Source organism: Pseudomonas sp. Yb2C2 (assembly GCF_052112325.1).
GTDB classification, from domain to species: domain Bacteria; phylum Pseudomonadota; class Gammaproteobacteria; order Pseudomonadales; family Pseudomonadaceae; genus Aquipseudomonas; species Aquipseudomonas marginalis.
The window spans coordinates 23,185-44,324 of sequence record NZ_JAVAJK010000021.1 but is presented as its reverse complement, the minus strand read 5'-3'; the positions used below and the strand labels follow the sequence as shown (position 1 = coordinate 44,324).

Genomic DNA, 21,140 nt, shown 5'->3' with positions numbered 1-21,140 from the left:
TTCGTGAACAAAGCTCAACCGTCCCTGCTCAGCCCGACGATTCGTCGCCAATCCCTCGGCTTGGGATTGCTGGCGCTGCTGTTGTTCATCGCCGGCAGTTGGCACCAGGCGATTATCGGTTTCGACTCACGCTTCGTGGTATTTGCCCAGGAGATGCTGCGCCATGGGCCGGGTTTTTTTCCCACCACCTACGGGCAGCCGTATGCCGATTACCTGGCCACCTCGACGCTGATGACCTGGCTGTTGTCCCTGCCCCTGGGCCAGGTCACCAGCCTCACGGCCTGGCTGCCCACGTCGATTGCCTCGGCAGTGATCGTCATCCTGGTGTATCGCCTGACGGCGCCCTACTCCCAGCGTTGGGGGCTGCTGAGCATCGCGCTGTTGTTGCTGAGCAGTACCTTCATCAGTGAAACCCGTGCGGTATCCCTCGACCAGATGCTCGCCGCCATCGCCCTGGCGGTGTTCTACCTCGGTTATGCCCATGATCATTTCGGTGCGGGCAGACGCCTGTACTGGCTGTACCTGCTGCTGATCCTCGGCTTTGCGATTCGCGGGCCGATCGGGCTGGTCATTCCCACGGGTGTGCTGTGCAGCTACTACCTGATCAACCGGCAATGGCGCCAACTGTTCAGTTTTGGCCTGCTGGCCCTGGCGCTGCTGGCGGCCTGTGTCGGCCTGCTGTTGCTGATGGCCAAGCTCAGTGGCGGCGAGAGCTTCATGCAGGATGTGATCCGCATGCAGTTCCTGGGGCGCATGGACGGCAGTGAAGGCTCCAGTGGCGCGTTGTATTACTTCACCAGCTCGCTGGGCAACTACGCCCTCGCCTATCCCGTGGCGCTGCTGGTGCTGCTGGCGCTTGCGTTCGGTGGGCGCCGCGTGCCGACGCCGGCGTTGCAACTGGTGCTGTACTGCGCCGCCGCAGGCTTGCTGGTGATGTTGGGCCTGTCGATTCCCCAGGCAAAGAAGGCTCGCTATGTGCTGCCGATGTTGCCGATGGCAGCGATCATTGCGGCGTACCCGTTCCAGGTCACTGAGGGGCGGCTGTTTGCATGGCTACGCGGGCTGATGCTGGGTCTATGGACACTGCTGCCAGGCCTGCTGATCGTCGGGCTGGTATTCGCGCGGCCACGCTATCCGCAGCAGTTGAGCCAGCTGGGGCCGGTGTTCGCCGTTCTCGGCGTGTTGCAAGCCTTGGCATTGCTGGCGTTGTTCAGGGCTCGCCTACGGCCGCTGGGTCCGGCGCTTGCCGCCGTGCTTGCGGTTTGGGCAACCTATATTGCCGTGGTCGAACCGCTCGAACGCAGCGTCTACGACACCCGCACCTTTACCCTGCAAGTGCATGAGCAGGTCAAGCAACAGCGCGCCCCCGTGGTATTGCACGGCTTGGGCAAAGACGCCAAGGCGATCAAATACATGGTCAACCTCGACTGCGACCAGGTGCCGTTGTTTACCCAACAAGCTTCTGACCTGGCACCGCTGCAAGGGCCGGCGTGGCTGGTGATGAGCCAGGCGGATTTCGAAGGGCTCGAAGACCCGCGCTTTGCCTCTATCACGCCTACGTTGAGCGGTGAGTTCGACCGAACCCCCTATGTGCTGCTGCACCTGGCTAAACCTGCCCAACCTTGAGTTGCGTCTGAACCCCAACTGTAAACTCGATGGCCACATGCGGTAGCTATCTACCGCTCCGCCACGCCTTGATAAACTCATTATTTTTGTATTTAACCCTCATTAATATGCATTGGCGCTGCCCTGCCGGGCGCGGCACACTGCGCGGGTTCCTCCCCCAAATGCAGGAACTTTCAAAGGGCTTTTCCGGGCAACCAGACAAGCCTTTTTTTTGCCCGCCGTTTATGGATTTCCTTTCAATGCGCTCTCGCTGGTTTCCCGCTGCTATCAACACCCGCCCCACCGAATGGAGCCGTGCCGCGATTGGCATGGCCTTGGGTACATTCTTCAGTGTGTGGCTCTGTGCCCAGGTCTTCGGCATGGAGGTGGCCCTGCACCTGCTCGGCCCACTGGGGGCATCGGCGGTGTTGTTGTTTGCGGTCTCATCCGGGGCGCTGGCACAACCCTGGTCGATCATCGGCAGCTACCTGTGCGCCGGTGTCGTGGCATTGCTGGTGGCCCGCGTCCTTGGGCGCACCCTGGGCGGTGCCTGCCTGGCGGCCGGCATGGCCGTGGTGCTGATGTGCTGGTTGCGGTGCCTGCACCCGCCCGCCGGTGGGCTGGCCATGAGCCTGGTCCTGGCCGACCCTGCCTCCGCCGCCCTGGGCTGGCACGAATTGGGGGCCGTATTACTCGGCGCCGGCGCCTTGCTGGCCTGTGCATTGGCCTACAATAATGCGACGCGAACGCGCTACCCCAAGGGTGCTGTCGAGACGTCGACGACTGTCCTGCCTGACCCCAGGGCCGCCCGCGACCCCGCTATCACGGCCGCCGACTTGAAGCTGGCGCTGGCGGACATGGAGCAATTCTACGACGTGGCCCCGACGGAGCTGGAGCAATTGATCCATGCTGCAGAAACCCACGCTCGGCGCCGCAGCATCGGTGAAGTACTGGCAACCCGCGTGACCTGAACCCGCGCCCGCCACCCTGCATAAATGCAAAAACGACCTGCATGATTTCGGGTTGTACTGTGCAAATTTGCACTGGTACGATCACGGGAGTGTTTGCGCACGACCATCTTGATAAAGAACAATAAAAGCAGGGAGTTACAGATGACTGCTCAGGTTTCAAGCGAAGCAAGCAGCGCCGAGAGGCGTCAGGACGACGTACTGGCCGAAGTACGCAACCATATCGGTCACCTCACCCTCAATCGCCCCGCTGGCTTGAATGCCATCACCCTGGACATGGTCCGCAGCCTGGCGCAACAGCTGCACGCCTGGTCAGACGACCCGCAGGTGCATGCCGTAGTCCTGCGCGGTGCGGGCGAAAAGGCATTTTGTGCCGGCGGCGATATCCGCTCCCTGTATGACAGTTTCAAACGCGGCGACACCCTGCACGAAGACTTCTTCGTCGAGGAATACGCGCTGGACCTGGCCATCCACCATTACCGCAAACCCGTACTGGCCCTGATGGACGGGTTTGTCCTGGGCGGCGGCATGGGCCTGGTGCAGGGTGCTGATTTGCGCGTCGTCACCGAGCGCAGCCGCCTGGCGATGCCGGAGGTGGCGATCGGTTACTTCCCGGACGTCGGTGGCAGCTACTTCCTGCCGCGCATTCCCGGCGAGCTGGGCATTTACCTCGGCGTGACCGGCGTGCAGGTTCGCGCGGCAGACGCCCTGTATTGCGGGTTGGCCAACTGGTACCTGGACAGCGCCAAGCTGGCCAGCCTCGACCAGAAACTCGACAGCCTGCAATGGCATGAATCGCCCCTCAAAGACCTGCAAGGCGTGCTGGCCAAGCTGGCGGTGCAGCGCCTGCCCGACCCGCCGCTGGCCGCATTGCGCCCCGCGATCGACCACTTCTTCGGCCTGCCGGACATTCCGAGCATCGTCGAGCAACTTCAGGAGGTCACTGTCGCCGACAGCCATGAGTGGGCACTGAACACCGTCCACCTGATGCAAACCCGCTCGCCCCTGGCCATGGCCGTGACCCTGGAAATGCTGCGACGCGGCCGGCGCCTGCCGTTGGAGCAGTGCTTTGCCCTGGAGCTGCACCTTGACCGCCAATGGTTCGAACGCGGCGACCTGATCGAAGGGGTCCGTGCGCTGATCATCGACAAGGACAAGAACCCTCGCTGGAACCCGCCGACGCTCCATGGACTGAACAAAAGCCACGTCGACAGCTTCTTCCATCACTTCGAGCAGGTTGCGAAATAAGCCATGCAAGACATTGAATACACTGAAGAACAGGTAATGATCCGTGACATGGCGCGCGACTTCGCCCGTGGTGAAATCGCTCCCCATGCCCAAGCCTGGGAAAAAGCCGGCTGGATCGACGACGCCCTGGTGGCGAAGATGGGTGAACTGGGCCTGTTGGGCATGGTAGTGCCGGAAGAATGGGGCGGCACCTATGTCGACTACGTGGCGTATGCCCTGGCCGTGGAAGAGATCTCGGCCGGCGATGGCGCCACCGGCGCACTGATGAGTATCCATAATTCAGTGGGTTGCGGGCCAATCCTCAACTACGGCACCGATGCCCAGAAACATACCTGGCTGGCCGAACTCGCCAGTGGCCAGGCGATTGGTTGCTTCTGCCTGACCGAACCCCAGGCCGGCTCCGAGGCCCACAACCTGCGCACCCGCGCCGAACTGCGCGATGGCCAGTGGGTGATCAATGGCGCCAAGCAGTTCGTCAGCAACGGCAAGCGCGCCAAGCTGGCGATTGTATTTGCCGTGACCGACCCGGACCTGGGCAAGAAGGGCATTTCCGCGTTCCTGGTACCCACCGACACCCCGGGGTTTGTGGTCGACCGTACCGAACACAAGATGGGTATTCGTGCCTCGGACACCTGCGCCGTGACCCTCAACCACTGCAGCGTGCCCGAGGCCAACCTGCTCGGCGAGCGCGGCAAAGGCCTGGCCATCGCCCTGTCCAACCTCGAAGGCGGCCGCATCGGCATTGCCGCCCAAGCCTTGGGCATCGCCCGTGCGGCCTTCGAGGCGGCGCTGACCTATGCCCGCGACCGGGTGCAATTCGACAAGGCGATCATCGAACACCAAAGCGTGGCCAACCTGCTGGCAGACATGCAAACCCGCCTGAACGCTGCCCGTTTACTGATCCTGCACGCGGCGCGCCTGCGCAGCGCCGGCAAGCCGTGCCTCTCGGAAGCGTCCCAGGCCAAGCTGTTCGCCTCGGAAATGGCCGAGAAGGTCTGTTCCAGCGCAATGCAGATTCATGGCGGCTATGGATATTTGGAGGATTACCCGGTGGAGCGTTACTACCGGGACGCGCGGATCACGCAGATTTACGAAGGGACCAGCGAGATACAGCGGATGGTGATTGCCCGGGAACTCAAAAACTACCAGCTGTAGGAGCTGCAAGTCTTAAGCTGCAAGCTTCAAGTAAAAGCGCATTGGCGATTACTTGCAGCTTGCAGCTATACAGCTGGCAACGGCTACTTATCCTTGAACTCAGGCTCACGCTTGGCCACAAACGCCGCCATGCCTTCCTTCTGATCCTGCGTGGCGAACGCGGCATGGAACACCCGGCGCTCAAAGCGCACGCCTTCCGACAGGCTCACTTCAAACGCACGGTTCACACTTTCCTTGACCATCATGCTGATCGGCACCGATTTGCCGGCAATCAGCGTGGCGACCTTCAGCGCCTCGTCGAGCAGTTCATCGGCGGGCACGATGCGCGCGACAATCCCGCAGCGCTCGGCTTCCACCGCATCGATAAACCGTCCGGTCAGGCACATTTCCATGGCCTTGGCCTTGCCCACCGCGCGGGTCAGGCGCTGGGTGCCGCCCATGCCCGGCAGCACGCCGAGGTTGATTTCCGGCTGACCGAACTTGGCGCCGTCACCGGCCAGGATAAAGTCGCACATCAGCGCCAGTTCGCAGCCACCGCCGAGGGCGAAGCCGTTGACCGCGGCGATGATCGGCTTGCGACGGTTGGCGATGCGGTCGCTGTCACTGAACAGGTCGTCGAGGTAGATCTGCGGGTAGGTCAGCTCGGCCATTTCCTTGATGTCGGCGCCGGCGGCGAAGGCTTTTTTCGAGCCGGCCAGCACGATGCAGCCGATTTCCGGGTTGGCCTCCAGGCCATCCAGCGCCTGGTTCAACTCGCTGACCAACTGCGCATTCAGGGCGTTCAGGGCTTGGGGACGATTGAGGGTAATCAACCCGACGCGGCCCTGGACTTCGAGCAAAATGGTGTCGTAACTCATGTATCGGCTCCTTAGAGATTGCGTGAGATGACCATGCGTTGAATATCGCTGGTGCCTTCGTAAATCTGGCAGACCCGCACATCGCGGTAGATCCGCTCCACGGGGAAGTCGCTCAGGTAACCGTAACCGCCGAGGGTTTGCAAGGCGGCGGAACAGACTTTCTCAGCCATTTCCGAGGCGAACAGCTTGGCCATGGAAGCTTCGACCAACGCCGGCTTGCCGCTGTCCCGCAGGGCGGCGGCGTAGTGCACCATCTGCCGTGCCACGGCGATTTGCGTGGCCATGTCCGCCAGGCGAAAGGCCACGGCCTGGTGTTCAATGATCGGTTTGCCGAAGCTTTCGCGCTCTCGGGCGTAGTCGCGTGCAGCCTCGAAAGCGGCGCGGGCCATGCCCACCGATTGCGAGGCGATGCCGACGCGACCGCCTTCAAGGTTGGCCAGGGCGATCCTGTAGCCCTCGCCCTCCTCCCCAAGACGGTTGGCCACTGGCACCTTTACATCCTCGAACAGGATCTGGCAGGTATCGGAGGCATGCTGGCCGAGCTTGTCCTCGACCCGCGCCACGCTGTAGCCCGGCGAATCGGTGGGCACGATAAACGCGCTGATGCCACGCTTGCCCGCTGCCGGGTCGGTCACCGCGAACACAATCACCACCCCGGCATTCTGGCCGGAAGTGATGAACTGTTTGCAGCCATTGAGCACGTAATGATCGCCTTCACGCCGTGCACGGGTTTTCAGGCCACTGGCATCCGAACCGGCTTGCGGCTCAGTCAGGGCGAAAGCACCGAGCATGGCGCCGCTGGCCAGGGGCTTGAGGAATTGCTCTTTCTGCTGATCGTTGCCGAAGTTCAGGATCGGCACGCAGCCCACCGAGTTGTGCACGCTCATGATGGTGGAGCAGGCGCCGTCACCGGCGGCGATTTCTTCCAGGGCCATGGCGTAGGCCAGGTAACCGGTATCGCACCCGCCCCACTGTTCGGGCACCAGCATGCCGAAAAAGCCCAGTTCGGCCATTTCGCCGATGGCTTCCTTGGGAAAGCGATGTTCGCGGTCCCACTCGGCGGCAAACGGTTTAAGCCGCTCCTGGGCAAATTGCCGGGCGGCGTCGCTGATCTGCAGTTGTTCGTCATTGGGCAGCATTGGGCTCAGTCCTTAATACAGGCATTCGACGGCCATGGCCGTGGCTTCACCGCCGCCGATACAAATGGCCGCGACGCCCCGCTTGAGGCCTTTCTGGCGCAGGGCCGAGAGCAGGGTGACCAGAATCCGCGCGCCGGACGCGCCAATCGGGTGGCCCAGGGCGCAGGCACCGCCGTGGACATTGACCTTGGCGTGGGGGATTTCCAGCTTGCTCATGGTCACCAGGCTGACCACGGCAAAGGCTTCGTTGATTTCAAACAGATCGACGTCGTCGAGGCTCCAGCCGGTCTTGCTCATCAGCTTGCGAATCGCGCCCACCGGCGCCACCGGAAACAACCCCGGTTCATCGGCAAACGCTGCGTGCCCATGGATCACCGCCAACGGTTTGAGCCCCCGCTGTTGTGCCTCGGACTCGCGCATCAGCAGCAATGCGGCCGCGCCGTCGGAAATCGAGCTGGAATTGGCCGCCGTCACCGTGCCGCCTTCGCGGAACGCCGGTTTGAGGCCGGGAATTTTTTCCGGCCTGGCCTTGGGCGGTTGTTCGTCATGCAGGATGGTTTTCTGCTCTTTGCCGACGGTGACCTGTACCGGGACAATTTCGGCGGCGAAGCTGCCATGGGTGATTGCCTCCTGCGCACGGGTCAGCGACGCGATGGCAAACGCATCCTGCGCCTCACGGCTGAAGCCGTTGAGCTGCGCGCACTCCTCGGCAAAGGTGCCCATCAGGCGGCCTTTTTCATACGCATCTTCCAGGCCGTCGAGGAACATGTGGTCGATGACCCGCCCGTGCCCCATGCGATAGCCGCTGCGGGCGCGGTCCAGCAGGTAGGGCGCGTTGGACATGCTTTCCATGCCGCCGGCGATCACCACGTCGACGCTGCCGGCCAGCAGCGAATCATGGGCGAGGATCGCCGCTTCCATGCCCGAGCCGCACATCTTGTTGAGGGTGGTGCAACGCGTGGACTTATCCAACCCGGCGCCCAAGGCGGCTTGACGCGCGGGCGCCTGGCCCAGGCCGGCGGGCAGCACGCACCCAAACAACACCTCATCCACGGCGTCGGCGGCGATGCCGGCACGCTCGATCGCCGCACGGATGGCGGCAGAGCCCAGTTGCGGCGCAGTCAGGCCCTTGAGGTCGCCCTGGAACCCGCCCATGGGCGTGCGCACGGCGCTGACAATCACGATGGGATCATTCATGGCTCATCCTCCTTACTTGGCCGCCATGCGCAAGGCGCCGTCGAGACGGATCACCTCGCCATTGAGCATGCTGTTTTCAATGATGTGCCGCACCAGCGCGGCGTATTCGGCAGGCTTGCCCAGGCGCGGCGGAAACGGCACGCCGGCGGCCAGGGAGTCGCGTACTTCCGGGGTCATGCCGGCCATCATCGGGGTTTCGAAAATGCCCGGGGCGATGGTCATCACGCGAATGCCGAAGCGCGCCAGCTCACGGGCGGCGGGCAAGGTCAGGCTGGCTATCGCGCCTTTGGACGCCGCATAAGCGGCCTGCCCGATCTGCCCGTCGAACGCAGCCACCGACGCGGTATTGATGATCACCCCGCGCTCGCCGTCGGCGTTCGCTTCCGTTTCGGCGATGGCCGCTGCCGCCAGGCGCAGCAGGTTAAAGCTGCCGATCAGGTTGACGTTGATCACCTGGGCAAAGCTGGCCAGCCCGTGGGGGCCAGTCTTGCCGAGGATCTTTTCACCGCGCACCACCCCCGCGCAGTTGACCAAGCCGTGCAAACCGCCAAACGCCGCGACCGTTGCCTGCACGGCGGTTTCGGCTGCGGCCTCCTGGCTGATATCCGCCACTGCGCTGCGGGCGTTGTCGCCGAGCTGCCTGGCCTTGGCCGCCACGGCGTCGGCATTCAAATCCACCAGCATGACCTTGGCGCCGGCCGCGACCAGCATATCTGCGGTGGCCGCACCGAGGCCGGAAGCGCCGCCGCTGACCAGAAAAACCTTGTTCTCAATCTGCATTATTGTTTCCTTGAACGGTCGAGATCGTCGAAATAGTCGCTCTGCAACGCCACGGCAGCAATGGTCAAAGCCTTCAACATGGCTGACTGGTTTGGCCAATCGTCGACCGCGCTGATCGTCCGGTCAGCCCAAGCGATTGGACGTGCGTCGTGCAAGCTCCTAACCTGAGGGCCTGCGCCACCGAAGAAGTCCTCCCCGCGATGATCGTACGTCCCAAACCGAACCTGCTGGGCATCCTGTTTTCCCTCAAGGGCTCGATTGCCAAGCGCATCGCCCTGCGCAGCCTGCTGGTCACGCTGCTGGCGTCGGTGATCGTGCTGGTGGAAACCCTGCACCCGGCCTATTTCTCCAAGGTCAACGCCACGCCCTTCACATTGCTCGGGCTGTCGCTGTCGATCTTCATGAGTTTTCGCAATAACGCCTGCTATGACCGCTGGTGGGAAGGCCGCAAGCAACTGGGGCAGATGATCATCGAGGTGCGCTCGCTGATTCGCGAGACCCAGTTGCTTACTGACCCGGCGGAGCGTGGGCGCCTGCTGCGGGGCCTGGGCGGCTTCGCCCACGGGCTGGTCGCGCGCTTGCGCCACGAAGACGAAGCCCGGGCGATCCAGCCCTGGGCGAGCGTGGAAGCGAGTCATCCCAACCTGCCTGACCGGGTGCTGCAACAGATTGGCGCGGGATTTTCCGCCCTGGCCGAGCAAGGCGCCCTCAGCGAATGGCGTTACACCCAGTTGGAAACCCGTCTGGTCAGCCTCAGCCAGGTACAGGCCGCGTGCGAGCGAATCAAAAGCACGCCGCTGCCCTTCCCCTACACCTTGCTGCTGCACCGCACCATTTACCTGTTCTGCATCCTCTTGCCGTTCGCCATGGCCGAACCCCTGGGCTGGCTGACGCCGGTGTTTACCGCCATTGTCAGCTACACCTTCTTCGGCCTCGATGAGATCGGCGACGACCTGGAAGACCCTTTCGGCTTTGACGAAAACGACCTGCCCTGCAATGCGATCCTGCGCACCCTGGAGCGTGAGCTGCTCGCCGCCCTCGGCGAAACCGACCTGCCGCCGGCCCTGGAGCCAGTGGAATACGTGCTGACCTGACGCGGGTTTGACACCTGCCGTGGTCTGGCCGAAGCTTGCGGCTTTGCTTCTTCAGCTTTTCGGACGCCTGCATGTCAAAGTCACGCCGTTACGCCATCGTCGGCCTGTGCGCCCTGTTGTTGATTGTGCTGATCACCTGGTATTTCTCCCGCACCGCCCAGGTGGCCGTGCCTCCTGCCATTGCCCACGGTTACTCAAAAGCCTTGAAACAGGCGCATAACGGCGAGCCGGGCGCCGCGCGCGTGCTGTATCAGCAACTGGGCCGGCCGGACCTGTCACCCGAACGCCGCGCCGCGCTGCATGCCGAATTGCCCAACTACCCCAGCCCCCAGGCCTTGAAGCTCGCCGATAAAGACCTCACCAGCGACTCCGCGTTGGTGCGCGAAGCGGCCATCCACAGCATTGTCGGCCTGGTGCCCAGCGGCCAGCGCACCCTGCTGCTGGGCCCGGTGCTCGATGATCCCGAACAAAGCGTACGCTTTGCCGCCGCCAATGCCCTGCTCGGCCTGTCGCCCGACACCTTGGGCCTGTACTTCGGGCCATTGCAGCAGGTATTGGACGAGTTCGTGAAAAAGCTCAAGGCCCAGCCGGAAACGGCCGAAGGCTGGATTCAACTGGCGCGCCTGTACATCCACAGCGCCCTGCTGCCGGAAGCGCAAAACGCCTTGGAACAGGCCATGCGCTTGCAGCCGGACAACCTGCAAGCGGTGGTCGCGCAGATCGAGTTGCTGGATAAACAGGGCAAGACCGATGAGTCCCGCCAATTGCTGGCCCGGCAATTGGCGGCGCACCCTGAGTCGGCCTACCTGCAACATGCCCTGGGTATGTGGCTGCTGCACCATGGCGAGCGCCCCTATGCGTTGCTCGGCCTGTCCAAGGCCGTGGAGCTGGAGCCGGACAATCAGGATTACCGCTACGACCTCGCTACCACCCTGCATGCCCAGCAGGAATTGGAAGCGGCCCAGCGCCAGTTGGAGGAAATCGTCCAGCGCCACCCGGCCAATCGCAAGGCCCGGGTGCTGTTGGTCAATTATTGGAAAGAAAGCGGCCAATTGCAGAATGTGCAGGTGCTGCTCGCCCAGCTGGAACAGCAAAACCCTGACGATCCGGCACTGCAGCAAGGCCTGTAGGCACAATAATCGCGCATCAGTTTGAACCGCCACAAAGCGCTACGGTCAAGAGAACATGGCGCGTCCACCTGGATGCGCATCCTCTACTCGTATGTGACCTGAGGGCACTTCTTGTCTACATCCAAAGCGTTGTTAACCGAAAAAGCAGCCATCGGCATCGAAGGTCTCGACGACATTCTTGCCGGAGGGCTATCGCGCAGCCACCTGTTCCTGCTGGAAGGTGAACCTGGCACCGGTAAAACCACGGTCGCCCTGCACTTCCTGCAGGCCGGGGCGAAAGCGGGTGAGCGAACGCTCTACATCACACTGTCCGAAACCGAGCGTGAGTTGCGCCAGGGCGCCGAGTCCCACGGTTGGGACCTGGACGACAATATTCATATCTTCGAACTGACCCCGCCGGAGAGCCTGCTGGATGCCGAGCATCAGCAGAGCCTGCTGTACTCTTCGGACCTGGAGCTGGGCGAAGCAACCCGGCAGATCTTCGAAGTGGTGGAGCGGGTCAAGCCGACCCGAGTGGTCATCGACAGCCTCTCGGAAATCCGCCTGCTCGCGCAAAGCTCGCTGCGCTATCGCCGCCAGATCCTGGCGATCAAGCATTACTTCGTGCGCTACGACGCCACCGTGCTGCTGCTCGACGACCTGACCACCGAATCCCTCGACAAAACCGTGCACAGCGTGGCCCACGGGGTGATTCGCCTGGAAGAACTGACCCCCAACTACGGCGCCGAACGCCGTCGCGTGCGGGTGGTGAAATATCGCGGGCAGAAATATCGGGGTGGGTTTCACGACTTCACCATCATGCACGATGGCATTCACGTCTTTCCGCGCCTGGTCGCCGCCGAGCATCGTGGCGGTTACATACGCCAGACCTTGAGCAGCGGCATTCGTGAGCTGGATGCCCTGATGGGCGGCGGCGTCGAGACCGGCTCCAGCAGCCTGATTCTCGGCCCGGCCGGTACCGGCAAATCGCTGATCTCGATGATCTTCGCCGCAGCGGCGGTAGGCCGTGGCGAAAAGGCCGCGCTGTTTATCTTCGATGAAGAACTGGGCCTGCTGTTCGAGCGCATGAACAATATGGGCATCGACCTCGCCGCCCTGCAGGCCACCGGCAACCTGCTGATCGAACAGGTGGACGCGGCCGAGTTGTCCCCCGGCGAGTTTTCCCACCGCGTGCGTCGTTGCGTGGACGAGCGCGGGATCAAGACGGTGGTCATCGACAGTATCAATGGCTACCAGGCGGCAATGCCGGAAGAAAACGCGCTGATCCTGCATATGCATGAACTGCTGCTGTACCTCAACCGCCGTGGCGCGGCGACGTTCATGACCGTCGCGCAACATGGACTGGTCGGCGACATGCAGGCTCCTGTCGACATCACTTACCTGGCCGACACCGTGATTCTGCTGCGTTATTTCGAGGCGTTGGGCAAGGTGCGCCGCGCCATCTCGATTATCAAGAAACGCACCGGCGCCCACGAGTCGACTATCCGTGAATACCGTATCAGCAGCCGTGGCATGACCGTCGGAGAACCGCTGGACAATTTCCAAGGGGTTTTGCGCGGTATCCCGACCTACATGGGCGCCGGTTCGCCTTTGCTCAAGGATGAGGGCGTGTGACCACCATTTCACCCGTATCCGAACGCGCAATCGTCCTGGCGCCCATGGGCCGTGATGGTTCGTTGGCGCTGATGATGCTCAAGGAAGCCGGCTACACCGGCATGGTTGCCAGCAGCCTGCCCGCATTGTGCGAGGCCGTGGAGCAAGGCGCCGGGATGCTTATCATCGCAGCCGAAGCCTTGCGCGGCGCGGACCTGGAGCCCCTGCTGGAATACCTTCACCAGCAGCCCGCCTGGTCCGACCTGCCCATCGTGCTGATGACCCATCACGGCGGCAGCGAGCAGAACGGTTCATCCCACCTCAGCGGCCTGCTGGGCAACGTGACGTTCCTGGAGCGCCCCTTCCACCCCGTGACCTTGATCAGCCTGGTGAGCGCGGCCCTGCGTGGACGGCGTCGGCAATATGAAGCACGGGACAGGTTGATCGACCTGAGCGAGAGCGAACTGCGCCTGCAGCGCACCCTTGAGACCCTGGAGCAGCAAGTCGAAGAACGCACGGCGCAGTTGCGCAGCAACGAAGAAGCCTTGCGCCAATCCCAGAAGATGGAAGCCGTCGGCCAGTTGACCGGCGGTATCGCCCACGACTTCAACAATATGCTCACCGGCATTATCGGCAGCCTGGAGCTGCTGAGAAGGCGTGTGTCCCGCGGCAAGCTGGATGATCTGGACAGCCTGATCGACCTCGGCGTGACCTCCGCCAACCGTGCCGCCGGCCTCACCCACCGCCTGCTGGCGTTCTCGCGGCGCCAGTCGCTGGACTCCAAGCCGGTACAGATCAACCAGCTGGTGACCTCCATGGGCGAGTTGCTGCAACGCAGCCTCAACGAAAGCATCGCCTTGGACATGCACCTGGACACTCAGTTGTGGACCGCCGAGGCCGACCCCAATCAACTGGAAAGTGCCCTGCTCAACCTGGCGCTCAACGCCCGGGATGCCATGCCGAGTGGGGGCCGCCTGGTTGTCGAAACCTGTAACCGCCACCTCGATAGCGTCTTCACGGCCGCCTACGGCACGCTCAAACCCGGCGACTACGTGGAATTGAGCGTCAGCGACACCGGCTGCGGTATTCCGGAAAGCCTCATGGGCCGGGTATTCGACCCCTTCTTTACCACCAAGCCCATTGGCCAGGGCACCGGCCTGGGCTTGTCGATGATCTACGGTTTCGCGCGCCAGTCGCGCGGCCATGTAACCCTCCACAGCGAGGTAGGCAAAGGCACCACGGTGAGCCTGTTCCTGCCGCGTTTCGTCGGCGAAATCACCCCCGATGTGACCGTGGACCCTGCCCTGTTGCCGATCGCCAACAGCGGGGAAACCGTGCTGATCGTCGAGGACGACCCGGCGGTGCGCGTGCTGGTCAGCCAGGTATTGAGTGAGCTGGGCTACGCCTTTGTCGAAGCGGGCGATGCCGATGGCGCACTGCCGATTATCGAATCCAGCCAGCGCATTGACCTGATGATCAGCGACGTCGGCTTGCCCGGCATGAATGGACGCCAACTGGCAGAGATAGGCCGGCAGGTTCGTCCGGACCTGAAGGTGCTGTTCATTACCGGATATGCCGAGCATGCGGCGGTGCGTGGTGGGTTCCTGGATCCGGGGATGCAGTTGATCACCAAGCCATTTACCTTTGATTTGTTGACGGCGAAGGTGCGGGAGATGATTCGGGTGTAAATGGCCATTAGCCAAGCAGTGTCATTCAGGCTCAGGAAGAGCCTGATGCACCACCTGGCCCTTCAGGCCAACAACCGCTGTATATGCTCCTGCAAGGTATCCAGGTCAAACGGCTTGGCCAGGATCGGCGCATTGCGCGTGATCGGGCTGTTGCAGTCGAGAATCTCCTGCGGGTAGCCGCTGATAAAGATCACTTTCAATTCCGGGCGCAACTTGAGCGCGGGCTCAGCGATCTGCACGCCGGAAATCCCACCGGGCAAACGGTAGTCGGTGACCATCAGGTCCAAGTGCGGCTTGGTGGCGAGGATTTCAAAGGCCTGCTCCCCGTTGATCGCCTTCAATACCCGATACCCCAGGCCGGCCAGGTACTCACCCAGCACAAACATAATGGATTCGTCGTCCTCGACGATCAGTACGACATCTTGTGCATCTTCACTCATGGGAAGCCTTTGTCCGGTCAATTGCTGCAATTACGACCATGGGGTCACGTAGAGGTTGCGTCGGGGTGACGATTGATTTCATGCCGACGGTTCAAGGGGCAGGCACACCCGGAACAAGGCGCCCTCGCCTATCTGGCTCTCGACCTCGATGGTGCCGCCATGGGCGGCTACGATCTGCTCGGAAATAAACAACCCAAGGCCCAGTCCCGCGGCAACCTGGCTGGCTGACACACGTTCGAACTGCTGGAAAATACGCTTCTGGTTCTCTTCGCTGATGCCGATCCCGTGGTCACGCACTTCTACCCTGGCTTCGCCATGCTCGGTATACACGCGCACCTCAACCGGGCTCTTGGCCCCGTAGCGCAGGGCGTTGGTCAGCAGGTTGGTGACCACCTGTTCGATACGAAACTCATCCCAGTTGCCCACCACCGGCCCCTCGGCCGCGAGGTGCATCGACGATTCGGCGGCAGCCACCTGCGGTGCGAAATTCTCCACCAGGTTGCTCACCAATTGCGCCAGGTCGAAGCGCCCCGGGCGTATCGACAGTTTGCCGGTGCGGATACGCGAGACGTCGAGCATGTCTTCGATCAGGCGGATCAGGCTCTGGATCTGGCGCTCATCGCGGTCGACCATGGCGTGCATCTTGTCCAGGGTGAACGCGGCGGCGTTATCCCGGGCCAGGTGCATCTTGCGCAGCTGGGTTTCGAGAATCAGGCCGTTAAGGGGCGTACGCACCTCGTGGGCGACGATCGACATGAAGTCGTCGCGCATGCGCACCGCCTGCTCCAGCTCGGCCTGGGTGGCCTGCAGGCGCGTGAGCAACAGCTCCTGCTCGCGGCGGCTGCGCTCCAGGGCTTCGACTTGCTGCTTCATCGCCTTGCTCTGGCGGTACAGGTCGACAAACACATTGACCTTGCTCTTGACCGCGTGGATATCCAGCGGCTTGTGCAGGAAGTCCACGGCGCCACTTTCATAGCCCTTGAACGCATAATTGAGTTCACGGCCGGCGGCGCTGACGAACACAATCGGAATGTTTTTGGTTTTCTCGGTGCCGCGCATCAGCTCGGCCAGTTCGAACCCGTTCATGCCGGGCATCTGCACATCGAGAATCGCCATGGCGAACTCGTGCTCCAGCAACAGCGACAAGGCCTCATCGGCGCTCAAAGCCTTGAAGACCTGACGGTCCTCGCGCTTGATCAACGCTTCGAGGGCCAGCAGGTTTTCCGGCAGATCGTCGACGATCAGCAGTTTGGCCTGGACAGTACTTAACATGGGGAGGATTCCAGGGAAGCCAGCAATGCGGCAATGCGGCTCAGGGTCAGAATATGGTCAGGGGTGTGCAGGGCCAGGGCCGCCCGCGGCATCACGGCAATCCGCGCTTCGCTGGGGTCCTGGACCACCGTGGTGCCGCCCGAATGCTTGACATGGGCCAGCCCGTGGGCGCCGTCCTGGTTGGCCCCCGTCAACAAAATCGCCAGCAGGCCCTGGCCATAGGCATCGGCGGCGGAGGCAAACAGGTAGTCGATCGCCGGCCGGGAATGGTGTACCCGCTCTTCCTGGCTGAGGGACAGGCTGCGGTCATGCTCGACCGAAAGGTGATAACCAGGCCCGGCGAAATACAACGTGCCCGCCTGGATCGCTTCCTTGTCCTGCCCTTCCCGTACCGGAATTGGCAGGCGTCGCGCAAAGACTTCCGCCAGTTGGCTGCGGCGCTCATCCGGCAGGTGCAATACGGCTATGATCGGCAGGCCGAAGGTGTCGGGCAGTTCGCTGAAAATACTCAGCAACGCCTCGACGCCGCCGGCGGAGGCGCCGACGACGATGGCTTCAATCCCGCGAATCGGGTTGGCGGCAACGTCGTTCATGATTTGCGGTAGATCCGTTCCTGCTTGACCAAGGGTTCGAATTGCTTGCTGTAGGCGGAAAAGTCCAGGGTTTCCTTACTGCCCAGGACCAGGAAGCCGCGATGGCACAGCGACTCATGAAACAATCCAAACGCCCGATCCTGCAATTTTTTATTGAAATAGATCAGCACGTTACGACATGAAATTAATTGAGTTTCTGAGAATACACTGTCGGTTGCCAGGCTATGGTCGGCGAAGGTCACATTCTCCCGCAACGATTTGTCGAAGATCGCGTAATCGTAAGCCGCCGTGTAGTAGTCGGCAAATGATCGCTGCCCCCCGGCCTGCTGATAATTGGCGGTGTAGGCCCGCACATTCTCCAGGGAGAAGATGCCTTGCTTGGCTTTATCCAGGGACGCGGGGTTGATGTCGGTGGCATAGATGATCGTGCGTTCCAGCAGCCCTTCCTCACGCAACAGGATGGCCATGGAGTACACCTCCTCCCCCGTGCTGCAGCCGGCAATCCAGATCTTGATCGACGGGTAGGTCTTGAGCAGCGGCACCACTTCCTGACGGATCGCCAGGAAGTGCGACGGGTCGCGAAACATCTCGCTCACCGGGATCGTCAGGAACTGCAGCAACTGCATGAACGCCGCCGGGTCGTGCAGCACCCGCTCCTGCAGCGCTGAAATCGTGGCGCAGTCGAACTGGCGCAAGGCATGGGCCACGCGGCGTTTGACCGACGCGCCGGAGTAGTCGCGAAAGTCGTAGCTGTACTTGAGGTAAATCGCCTCGATCAACAGGCGCAGCTCAATATCGCTGTTCTTCTCCAAAAAACGTTGCTCCACTTAAATGCGTTCCATCTTCGGTAGCCACACGCGAATCAGCGAGAACAGGCGATCCAGGTCGATCGGCTTGGCCAGGTAGTCGTTGGAACCCGCCGCGAGGCAGCGCTCCTGGTCGTCTTTCATGGCCTTGGCCGTCACCGCGATGATCGGCAGTTTCTTCCAGCGCGGGTCCTGGCGGATCAAGGCGGTGGCCTCGTAGCCGTCCATCTCCGGCATCATCACGTCCATCAGCACCAGGTCGATATCGTCGACTTCATTGAGTCTCTCGATGGCTTCGCGGCCGTTACGCCCGATCACCACCACGGCACCTTTGTGCTCCAGGGCGCTGGTCAGGGCGAAGATGTTACGCACATCGTCGTCCACCAACAGGATCTTGCGCCCTTCGAAGACCTTATCGCGGCTGCGAGCGGTCTTGAGCATCTTCTGGCGGTCATGGGACAGCTGGGATTCGACTTTGTGCAGAAAGAGTGTGACTTCATCGAGCAGGCGCTCTGGCGAGCGGGCGCCCTTGATGATGATCGAGCGCGAATACTTGCGCAGTTCGGCCTCTTCATCGCGGGTCAGGTTGCGCCCGGTGTAGACGATCACCGGCGGGAACGAGCAGATATCTTCGGTGGCCATGCGCTTGAGCAACTCGTTGCCCAGCATGTCCGGCAGCTTGAGGTCGATGATCATGCAGTCATAGACGTTGGTGCGCAGCAGTTCCAGGGCGGCCTGGGCATAGCCGACATCGGTGATCTCGATGTCATCGTCGCCGATCAGGCGGGCAATGCTGTCGCGCTGCAGGTCATCGTCCTCCACCAGCAGTACGCGCTTGACCTTCTGGGTCAGCTTGGCCTCAAGGCGCGCAAACACGTCCTTGAGCTCTTCGCGCGTCGTCGGTTTTACCGCATAGCCGATGGCGCCCATATGCATGGCGGCTTCGACACGGTCCTCCACGGAAATCACGTGCACCGGGATATGGCGCGTGTTGGCGTGCTCCTTGAGGCGTTGCAGCACGGTGAGCCCGGAATGGTCCGGCAGGCGCATGTCCAGCAGGATCGCATCGGGAATGTACTCCTCGGCCAGGCTGTAGCCCTCGTCCGCACCGTGGGCCACCAGGCACTGGTAACCCAGCTCATGGGCTAGGTCGAACAGGATGCGGGCAAAGTTCGGTTCGTCCTCCACCACCAGGATGCAGCGGGTGGTGAACGGCGCCTTGTCGCGGTCATCGGCGAAGCGCGGGATCTGCCTGGTATCGGCCACCGGCAGCGGCGAAATTGCGATGGGCGTGGGTGCGGGTGCGGTAATCACCTGGCGCGGCGGCTCGATTGGCGCGGCATCTTCCTCGCGTTCGACATACTGCTCCGGCAACACCAGGGTGAAGGTGCTGCCTTTGCCGGGCTCACTGGTCACGCTGATATAGCCGCCAAGCAACGCGGCCAGGTCGCGGGAAATCGACAGGCCCAGGCCAGTGCCGCCGTAACGGCGGTTGGTGGTGCCATCGGCCTGGCGGAACGCCTCGAAGATGCTTTCCTGCTGGTCCGGGGCAATCCCGATGCCCGAATCGCGCACGGTAAAGGCGATGCCTTCCCCCGGCGCGCGGGACACCGACAGGCTGACCTCGCCTTGCTCGGTGAACTTGATCGCGTTGGAGAGCAGGTTCTTGAGGATCTGCTCCAGGCGCTGGCGGTCGGTGAACAGCATGATCGGTGCATCGGCCTGCACCTGTACCTGAAACCCCAGCTTACGGTCGGCGGCCAACGGCTCGAACATCCCGCGCAGGCCATCGACCAGGCGCGTGACGCTTGAATTTTCCGGCCGCACTTCCAACTTGCCGGCTTCCACCTTGGAAATATCCAGGATGTCGTTGATCAGGTTGAGCAGGTCATTGCCCGCCGAATAGATCGACTCGGCAAACTTGACCTGTTCGGCGCTGAGGTTTTCCTGGGGGTTTTCCGCCAGCAACTTGGCCAGGATCAACGAACTGTTCAGCGGCGTGCGCAGTTCGTGGGACATATTGGCGAGGAATTCGGACTTGTACTTGCTGGAGCGCTGCAATTCATCGGCGCGATCTTCCAGCTCCAGCTGGGCCTGGTTGAGTTCGACGTTCTTGCGGTCCATGGCGTCGCGCTGTTCGGCCAGGGTCTGGGTCTGTTCGGCCAGTTGCTCGTTGGTCTGCTCCAGCTCTGCCTGCTGGGTTTCCAGGTGAGCCTGAGACTCCTTGAGAATGCGCGACTGTTCTTCGAGTTCTTCGTTGGCGGTCTTGAGTTCTTCCTGCTGGACCTGCAGTTCTTCGTTGAGCTGCTGGGTTTCGGCCAGCACTTCCTGCAGGCGTTGGCGATAACGGGCGGCTTCGATGGAGGTGCCGATATTGCCGGCGATCAGCTCCAGCAGTTCGACGTCGCGCTCCTCCAGCGGGCGCAAAAAGCCCAGTTCGATCACACCGTTGACACGGTCGTCATCGCTGGTGGGAACCACCAGCACGCTGCGGGTCGAGCCTTCCCCCAGGCCGGAGCTGACCTTGAAGTAGTCCACCGGCACGTCGTCCAGGCGAATCAGGCGATCGAGCTGGGCGGCCTGCCCGACGATGCCCTCATCGCTGTAGATCGACTGCTCCAGCTGTTCCTGCTCGCGGGAGAAACCATAGGTGGCCACGCGCTTGAGGCCGCCGTGCTCTTCGCGGACATACAGCGCCGCCACCGCCGAGCCCATGTACTGGGCAAAGAACTGCAGGATATTGCGTCCGAGCATGTTCAGGGTGAGTTGGCCGAGCACTTGTTCGGCCAGTTCGGTCTGGCCGTTACGCAGCCATGCCTGTCGCTCCAGGCGCTGCGCGATCTTCTGTTGTGACGCGAGGTTTGCGCTGTAACTATCTGACAGGGAAAGTAAATTTTTTCTACCGATATACGCCAGGATCCCGCTCAGGCCGAGAACGAACAACAGATAGAGGGTGACGCTGATCACCGTGGTGCGCGTGACTTGTTCGTTGCGAGTGATCCGGAACTGCTGCTCCATCGCCACCGCGTCCTCGTATTCCTTGCGAATTTCGTCGGTCAGGCGCTTGCCCCGGCCGGACTTGACGGCGTTGCGGTAGTCACCGCTTTCGCGCTGCAGGTCGATCATCGACTGGGCGTATTTGTTCCATTCGGCTTGCAGGGCTTCCAGGCGTTTCAGGCGGTCCACCTGTTGCGGGTTGTCCGCCACCAGCTCCTGCAAGTTACGCAGGTCGGCAATGATGCGCGGCTTGGCCACTTCGTACGGGTCGAGGAAGTGCTCGTCCCCGGTGATCAGGAAACCACGCATGCCGGTTTCAAGATCGACGGTCAGCTTGGACGACTCGTTGAGGTTGTTGATGACCCGGTCCGTGTGTTCCACCCACTGGATCACCGCGAGCAAATAGGTGATCAGACAGACGAAAAACACCGCGCTGAGCACGCCCACACCCAGGGGCAATGCCACGTTTCGGCTGAGCAGTGTACGAAAGCTCTTTTCATCGACGGACGACGCGGGAGTCATGGGCATGCCTTGGCCAAATAGGGAAAAACCGGGAGTTTGCCCCAAAGTGCCGGTAG

General features: G+C 62.1%; 18 protein-coding genes. 8 read left to right on the top strand and 10 right to left on the bottom strand.

Annotated features, from left to right (window positions below; all coding sequences use genetic code 11):
* Positions 1 to 3: 3 nt before the first annotated feature.
* From Q8X51_RS24930 to Q8X51_RS24915, 4 genes are all read left to right on the top strand, one after another.
* Positions 4 to 1,626 carry an ArnT family glycosyltransferase gene (locus Q8X51_RS24930; RefSeq protein ID WP_065946989.1) on the top strand — a complete coding sequence of 541 codons (1,623 nt, stop codon included), beginning with the start codon at positions 4 to 6 and terminating at the stop codon, positions 1,624 to 1,626.
* Between the two features lie 239 nt (positions 1,627 to 1,865).
* Complete coding sequence (locus tag Q8X51_RS24925; RefSeq protein ID WP_065927526.1) at positions 1,866 to 2,576, top strand: HPP family protein; 711 nt, start codon at positions 1,866 to 1,868, stop codon at positions 2,574 to 2,576.
* A gap of 141 nt (positions 2,577 to 2,717) precedes the next feature.
* A complete protein-coding gene (locus Q8X51_RS24920; protein ID WP_065927525.1) occupies positions 2,718 to 3,821 on the top strand; it encodes an enoyl-CoA hydratase/isomerase family protein in 1,104 nt (367 codons plus the stop codon).
* A gap of 3 nt (positions 3,822 to 3,824) precedes the next feature.
* Entirely contained in the window at positions 3,825 to 4,976 is a 1,152-nt protein-coding gene (locus Q8X51_RS24915) for an acyl-CoA dehydrogenase family protein (protein ID WP_074846809.1), read from the top strand.
* 83 nt (positions 4,977 to 5,059) lie between these two features.
* Here the strand turns inward: Q8X51_RS24915 and Q8X51_RS24910 are convergent, their stop codons facing one another.
* Genes Q8X51_RS24910 through Q8X51_RS24890 form a run of 5 tightly spaced genes read right to left on the bottom strand, consistent with a single transcriptional unit; the run spans position 5,060 to position 9,104 of the window.
* Entirely contained in the window at positions 5,060 to 5,833 is a 774-nt protein-coding gene (locus tag Q8X51_RS24910) for an enoyl-CoA hydratase (protein WP_407694212.1), read from the bottom strand.
* 11 nt (positions 5,834 to 5,844) lie between these two features.
* Positions 5,845 to 6,972, bottom strand: a complete 1,128-nt coding sequence (locus Q8X51_RS24905; RefSeq protein ID WP_407694211.1) for an acyl-CoA dehydrogenase — start codon at positions 6,970 to 6,972, stop codon at positions 5,845 to 5,847.
* A gap of 12 nt (positions 6,973 to 6,984) precedes the next feature.
* Positions 6,985 to 8,169 (bottom strand): acetyl-CoA C-acyltransferase, encoded by a 1,185-nt coding sequence (locus tag Q8X51_RS24900; protein WP_137212311.1) that lies wholly within the window; start codon positions 8,167 to 8,169, stop codon positions 6,985 to 6,987.
* 12 nt (positions 8,170 to 8,181) lie between these two features.
* Positions 8,182 to 8,949: an SDR family NAD(P)-dependent oxidoreductase gene (locus tag Q8X51_RS24895; RefSeq protein ID WP_065927520.1), complete on the bottom strand. Its 768-nt coding sequence runs from the start codon at positions 8,947 to 8,949 to the stop codon at positions 8,182 to 8,184.
* Positions 8,949 to 9,104: a hypothetical protein gene (locus Q8X51_RS24890; RefSeq protein WP_159440246.1), complete on the bottom strand. Its 156-nt coding sequence runs from the start codon at positions 9,102 to 9,104 to the stop codon at positions 8,949 to 8,951. The genes Q8X51_RS24895 and Q8X51_RS24890 overlap by 1 nt, the downstream gene beginning before the upstream one ends.
* Positions 9,105 to 9,149: 45 nt before the next feature.
* Here Q8X51_RS24890 and Q8X51_RS24885 point away from each other — a divergent pair, with 45 nt between their 5' ends.
* The 4 genes from Q8X51_RS24885 to Q8X51_RS24870 all read left to right on the top strand — a co-directional run bounded on the left by Q8X51_RS24885 (position 9,150) and on the right by Q8X51_RS24870 (position 14,454).
* Entirely contained in the window at positions 9,150 to 10,043 is an 894-nt protein-coding gene (locus tag Q8X51_RS24885) for a bestrophin family protein (RefSeq protein ID WP_330216391.1), read from the top strand.
* A 71-nt stretch (positions 10,044 to 10,114) separates the two neighbouring features.
* A complete protein-coding gene (locus tag Q8X51_RS24880; RefSeq protein ID WP_065927518.1) occupies positions 10,115 to 11,173 on the top strand; it encodes a tetratricopeptide repeat protein in 1,059 nt (352 codons plus the stop codon).
* Positions 11,174 to 11,284: 111 nt separating this feature from the next.
* On the top strand, positions 11,285 to 12,787 hold the full coding sequence (locus Q8X51_RS24875) for an ATPase domain-containing protein (RefSeq protein ID WP_027605874.1): 1,503 nt from the start codon (positions 11,285 to 11,287) through the stop codon (positions 12,785 to 12,787).
* Entirely contained in the window at positions 12,784 to 14,454 is a 1,671-nt protein-coding gene (locus tag Q8X51_RS24870; protein ID WP_407694210.1) for a response regulator, read from the top strand. Before Q8X51_RS24875 ends, Q8X51_RS24870 begins: the two co-directional genes overlap by 4 nt.
* A gap of 62 nt (positions 14,455 to 14,516) precedes the next feature.
* Here the strand turns inward: Q8X51_RS24870 and Q8X51_RS24865 are convergent, their stop codons facing one another.
* From Q8X51_RS24865 to Q8X51_RS24845, 5 genes are all read right to left on the bottom strand, one after another.
* Positions 14,517 to 14,894: a response regulator gene (locus tag Q8X51_RS24865; RefSeq protein WP_057703059.1), complete on the bottom strand. Its 378-nt coding sequence runs from the start codon at positions 14,892 to 14,894 to the stop codon at positions 14,517 to 14,519.
* Positions 14,895 to 14,972: 78 nt separating this feature from the next.
* Entirely contained in the window at positions 14,973 to 16,166 is a 1,194-nt protein-coding gene (locus tag Q8X51_RS24860) for a hybrid sensor histidine kinase/response regulator (RefSeq protein ID WP_065927516.1), read from the bottom strand.
* Positions 16,160 to 16,759 carry a chemotaxis protein CheB gene (locus tag Q8X51_RS24855; RefSeq protein ID WP_065946981.1) on the bottom strand — a complete coding sequence of 200 codons (600 nt, stop codon included), beginning with the start codon at positions 16,757 to 16,759 and terminating at the stop codon, positions 16,160 to 16,162. The genes Q8X51_RS24860 and Q8X51_RS24855 overlap by 7 nt, the downstream gene beginning before the upstream one ends.
* Positions 16,756 to 17,586, bottom strand: a complete 831-nt coding sequence (locus Q8X51_RS24850) for a CheR family methyltransferase (RefSeq protein WP_176719685.1) — start codon at positions 17,584 to 17,586, stop codon at positions 16,756 to 16,758. Before Q8X51_RS24850 ends, Q8X51_RS24855 begins: the two co-directional genes overlap by 4 nt.
* Complete coding sequence (locus Q8X51_RS24845; protein WP_065927514.1) at positions 17,587 to 21,084, bottom strand: response regulator; 3,498 nt, start codon at positions 21,082 to 21,084, stop codon at positions 17,587 to 17,589. It lies immediately after the preceding gene.
* Positions 21,085 to 21,140: the final 56 nt, after the last annotated feature.

What these genes read in the sequence shown, in the direction of transcription:
- Q8X51_RS24925 (WP_065927526.1), top strand. Translation starts at nt 1,866, where the DNA reads ATGCGCTCTCGCTGGTTTCCCGCTGCTATCAACACCCGCCCCACCGAA.
- Q8X51_RS24920 (WP_065927525.1), top strand. Translation starts at nt 2,718, where the DNA reads ATGACTGCTCAGGTTTCAAGCGAAGCAAGCAGCGCCGAGAGGCGTCAG.
- Q8X51_RS24915 (WP_074846809.1), top strand. Translation starts at nt 3,825, where the DNA reads ATGCAAGACATTGAATACACTGAAGAACAGGTAATGATCCGTGACATG.
- Q8X51_RS24910 (WP_407694212.1), bottom strand. Translation starts at nt 5,833, where the DNA reads ATGAGTTACGACACCATTTTGCTCGAAGTCCAGGGCCGCGTCGGGTTG.
- Q8X51_RS24905 (WP_407694211.1), bottom strand. Translation starts at nt 6,972, where the DNA reads ATGCTGCCCAATGACGAACAACTGCAGATCAGCGACGCCGCCCGGCAA.
- Q8X51_RS24900 (WP_137212311.1), bottom strand. Translation starts at nt 8,169, where the DNA reads ATGAATGATCCCATCGTGATTGTCAGCGCCGTGCGCACGCCCATGGGC.
- Q8X51_RS24895 (WP_065927520.1), bottom strand. Translation starts at nt 8,949, where the DNA reads ATGCAGATTGAGAACAAGGTTTTTCTGGTCAGCGGCGGCGCTTCCGGC.
- Q8X51_RS24885 (WP_330216391.1), top strand. Translation starts at nt 9,150, where the DNA reads ATGATCGTACGTCCCAAACCGAACCTGCTGGGCATCCTGTTTTCCCTC.
- Q8X51_RS24880 (WP_065927518.1), top strand. Translation starts at nt 10,115, where the DNA reads ATGTCAAAGTCACGCCGTTACGCCATCGTCGGCCTGTGCGCCCTGTTG.
- Q8X51_RS24865 (WP_057703059.1), bottom strand. Translation starts at nt 14,894, where the DNA reads ATGAGTGAAGATGCACAAGATGTCGTACTGATCGTCGAGGACGACGAA.
- Q8X51_RS24860 (WP_065927516.1), bottom strand. Translation starts at nt 16,166, where the DNA reads ATGTTAAGTACTGTCCAGGCCAAACTGCTGATCGTCGACGATCTGCCG.
- Q8X51_RS24855 (WP_065946981.1), bottom strand. Translation starts at nt 16,759, where the DNA reads ATGAACGACGTTGCCGCCAACCCGATTCGCGGGATTGAAGCCATCGTC.
- Q8X51_RS24845 (WP_065927514.1), bottom strand. Translation starts at nt 21,084, where the DNA reads ATGACTCCCGCGTCGTCCGTCGATGAAAAGAGCTTTCGTACACTGCTC.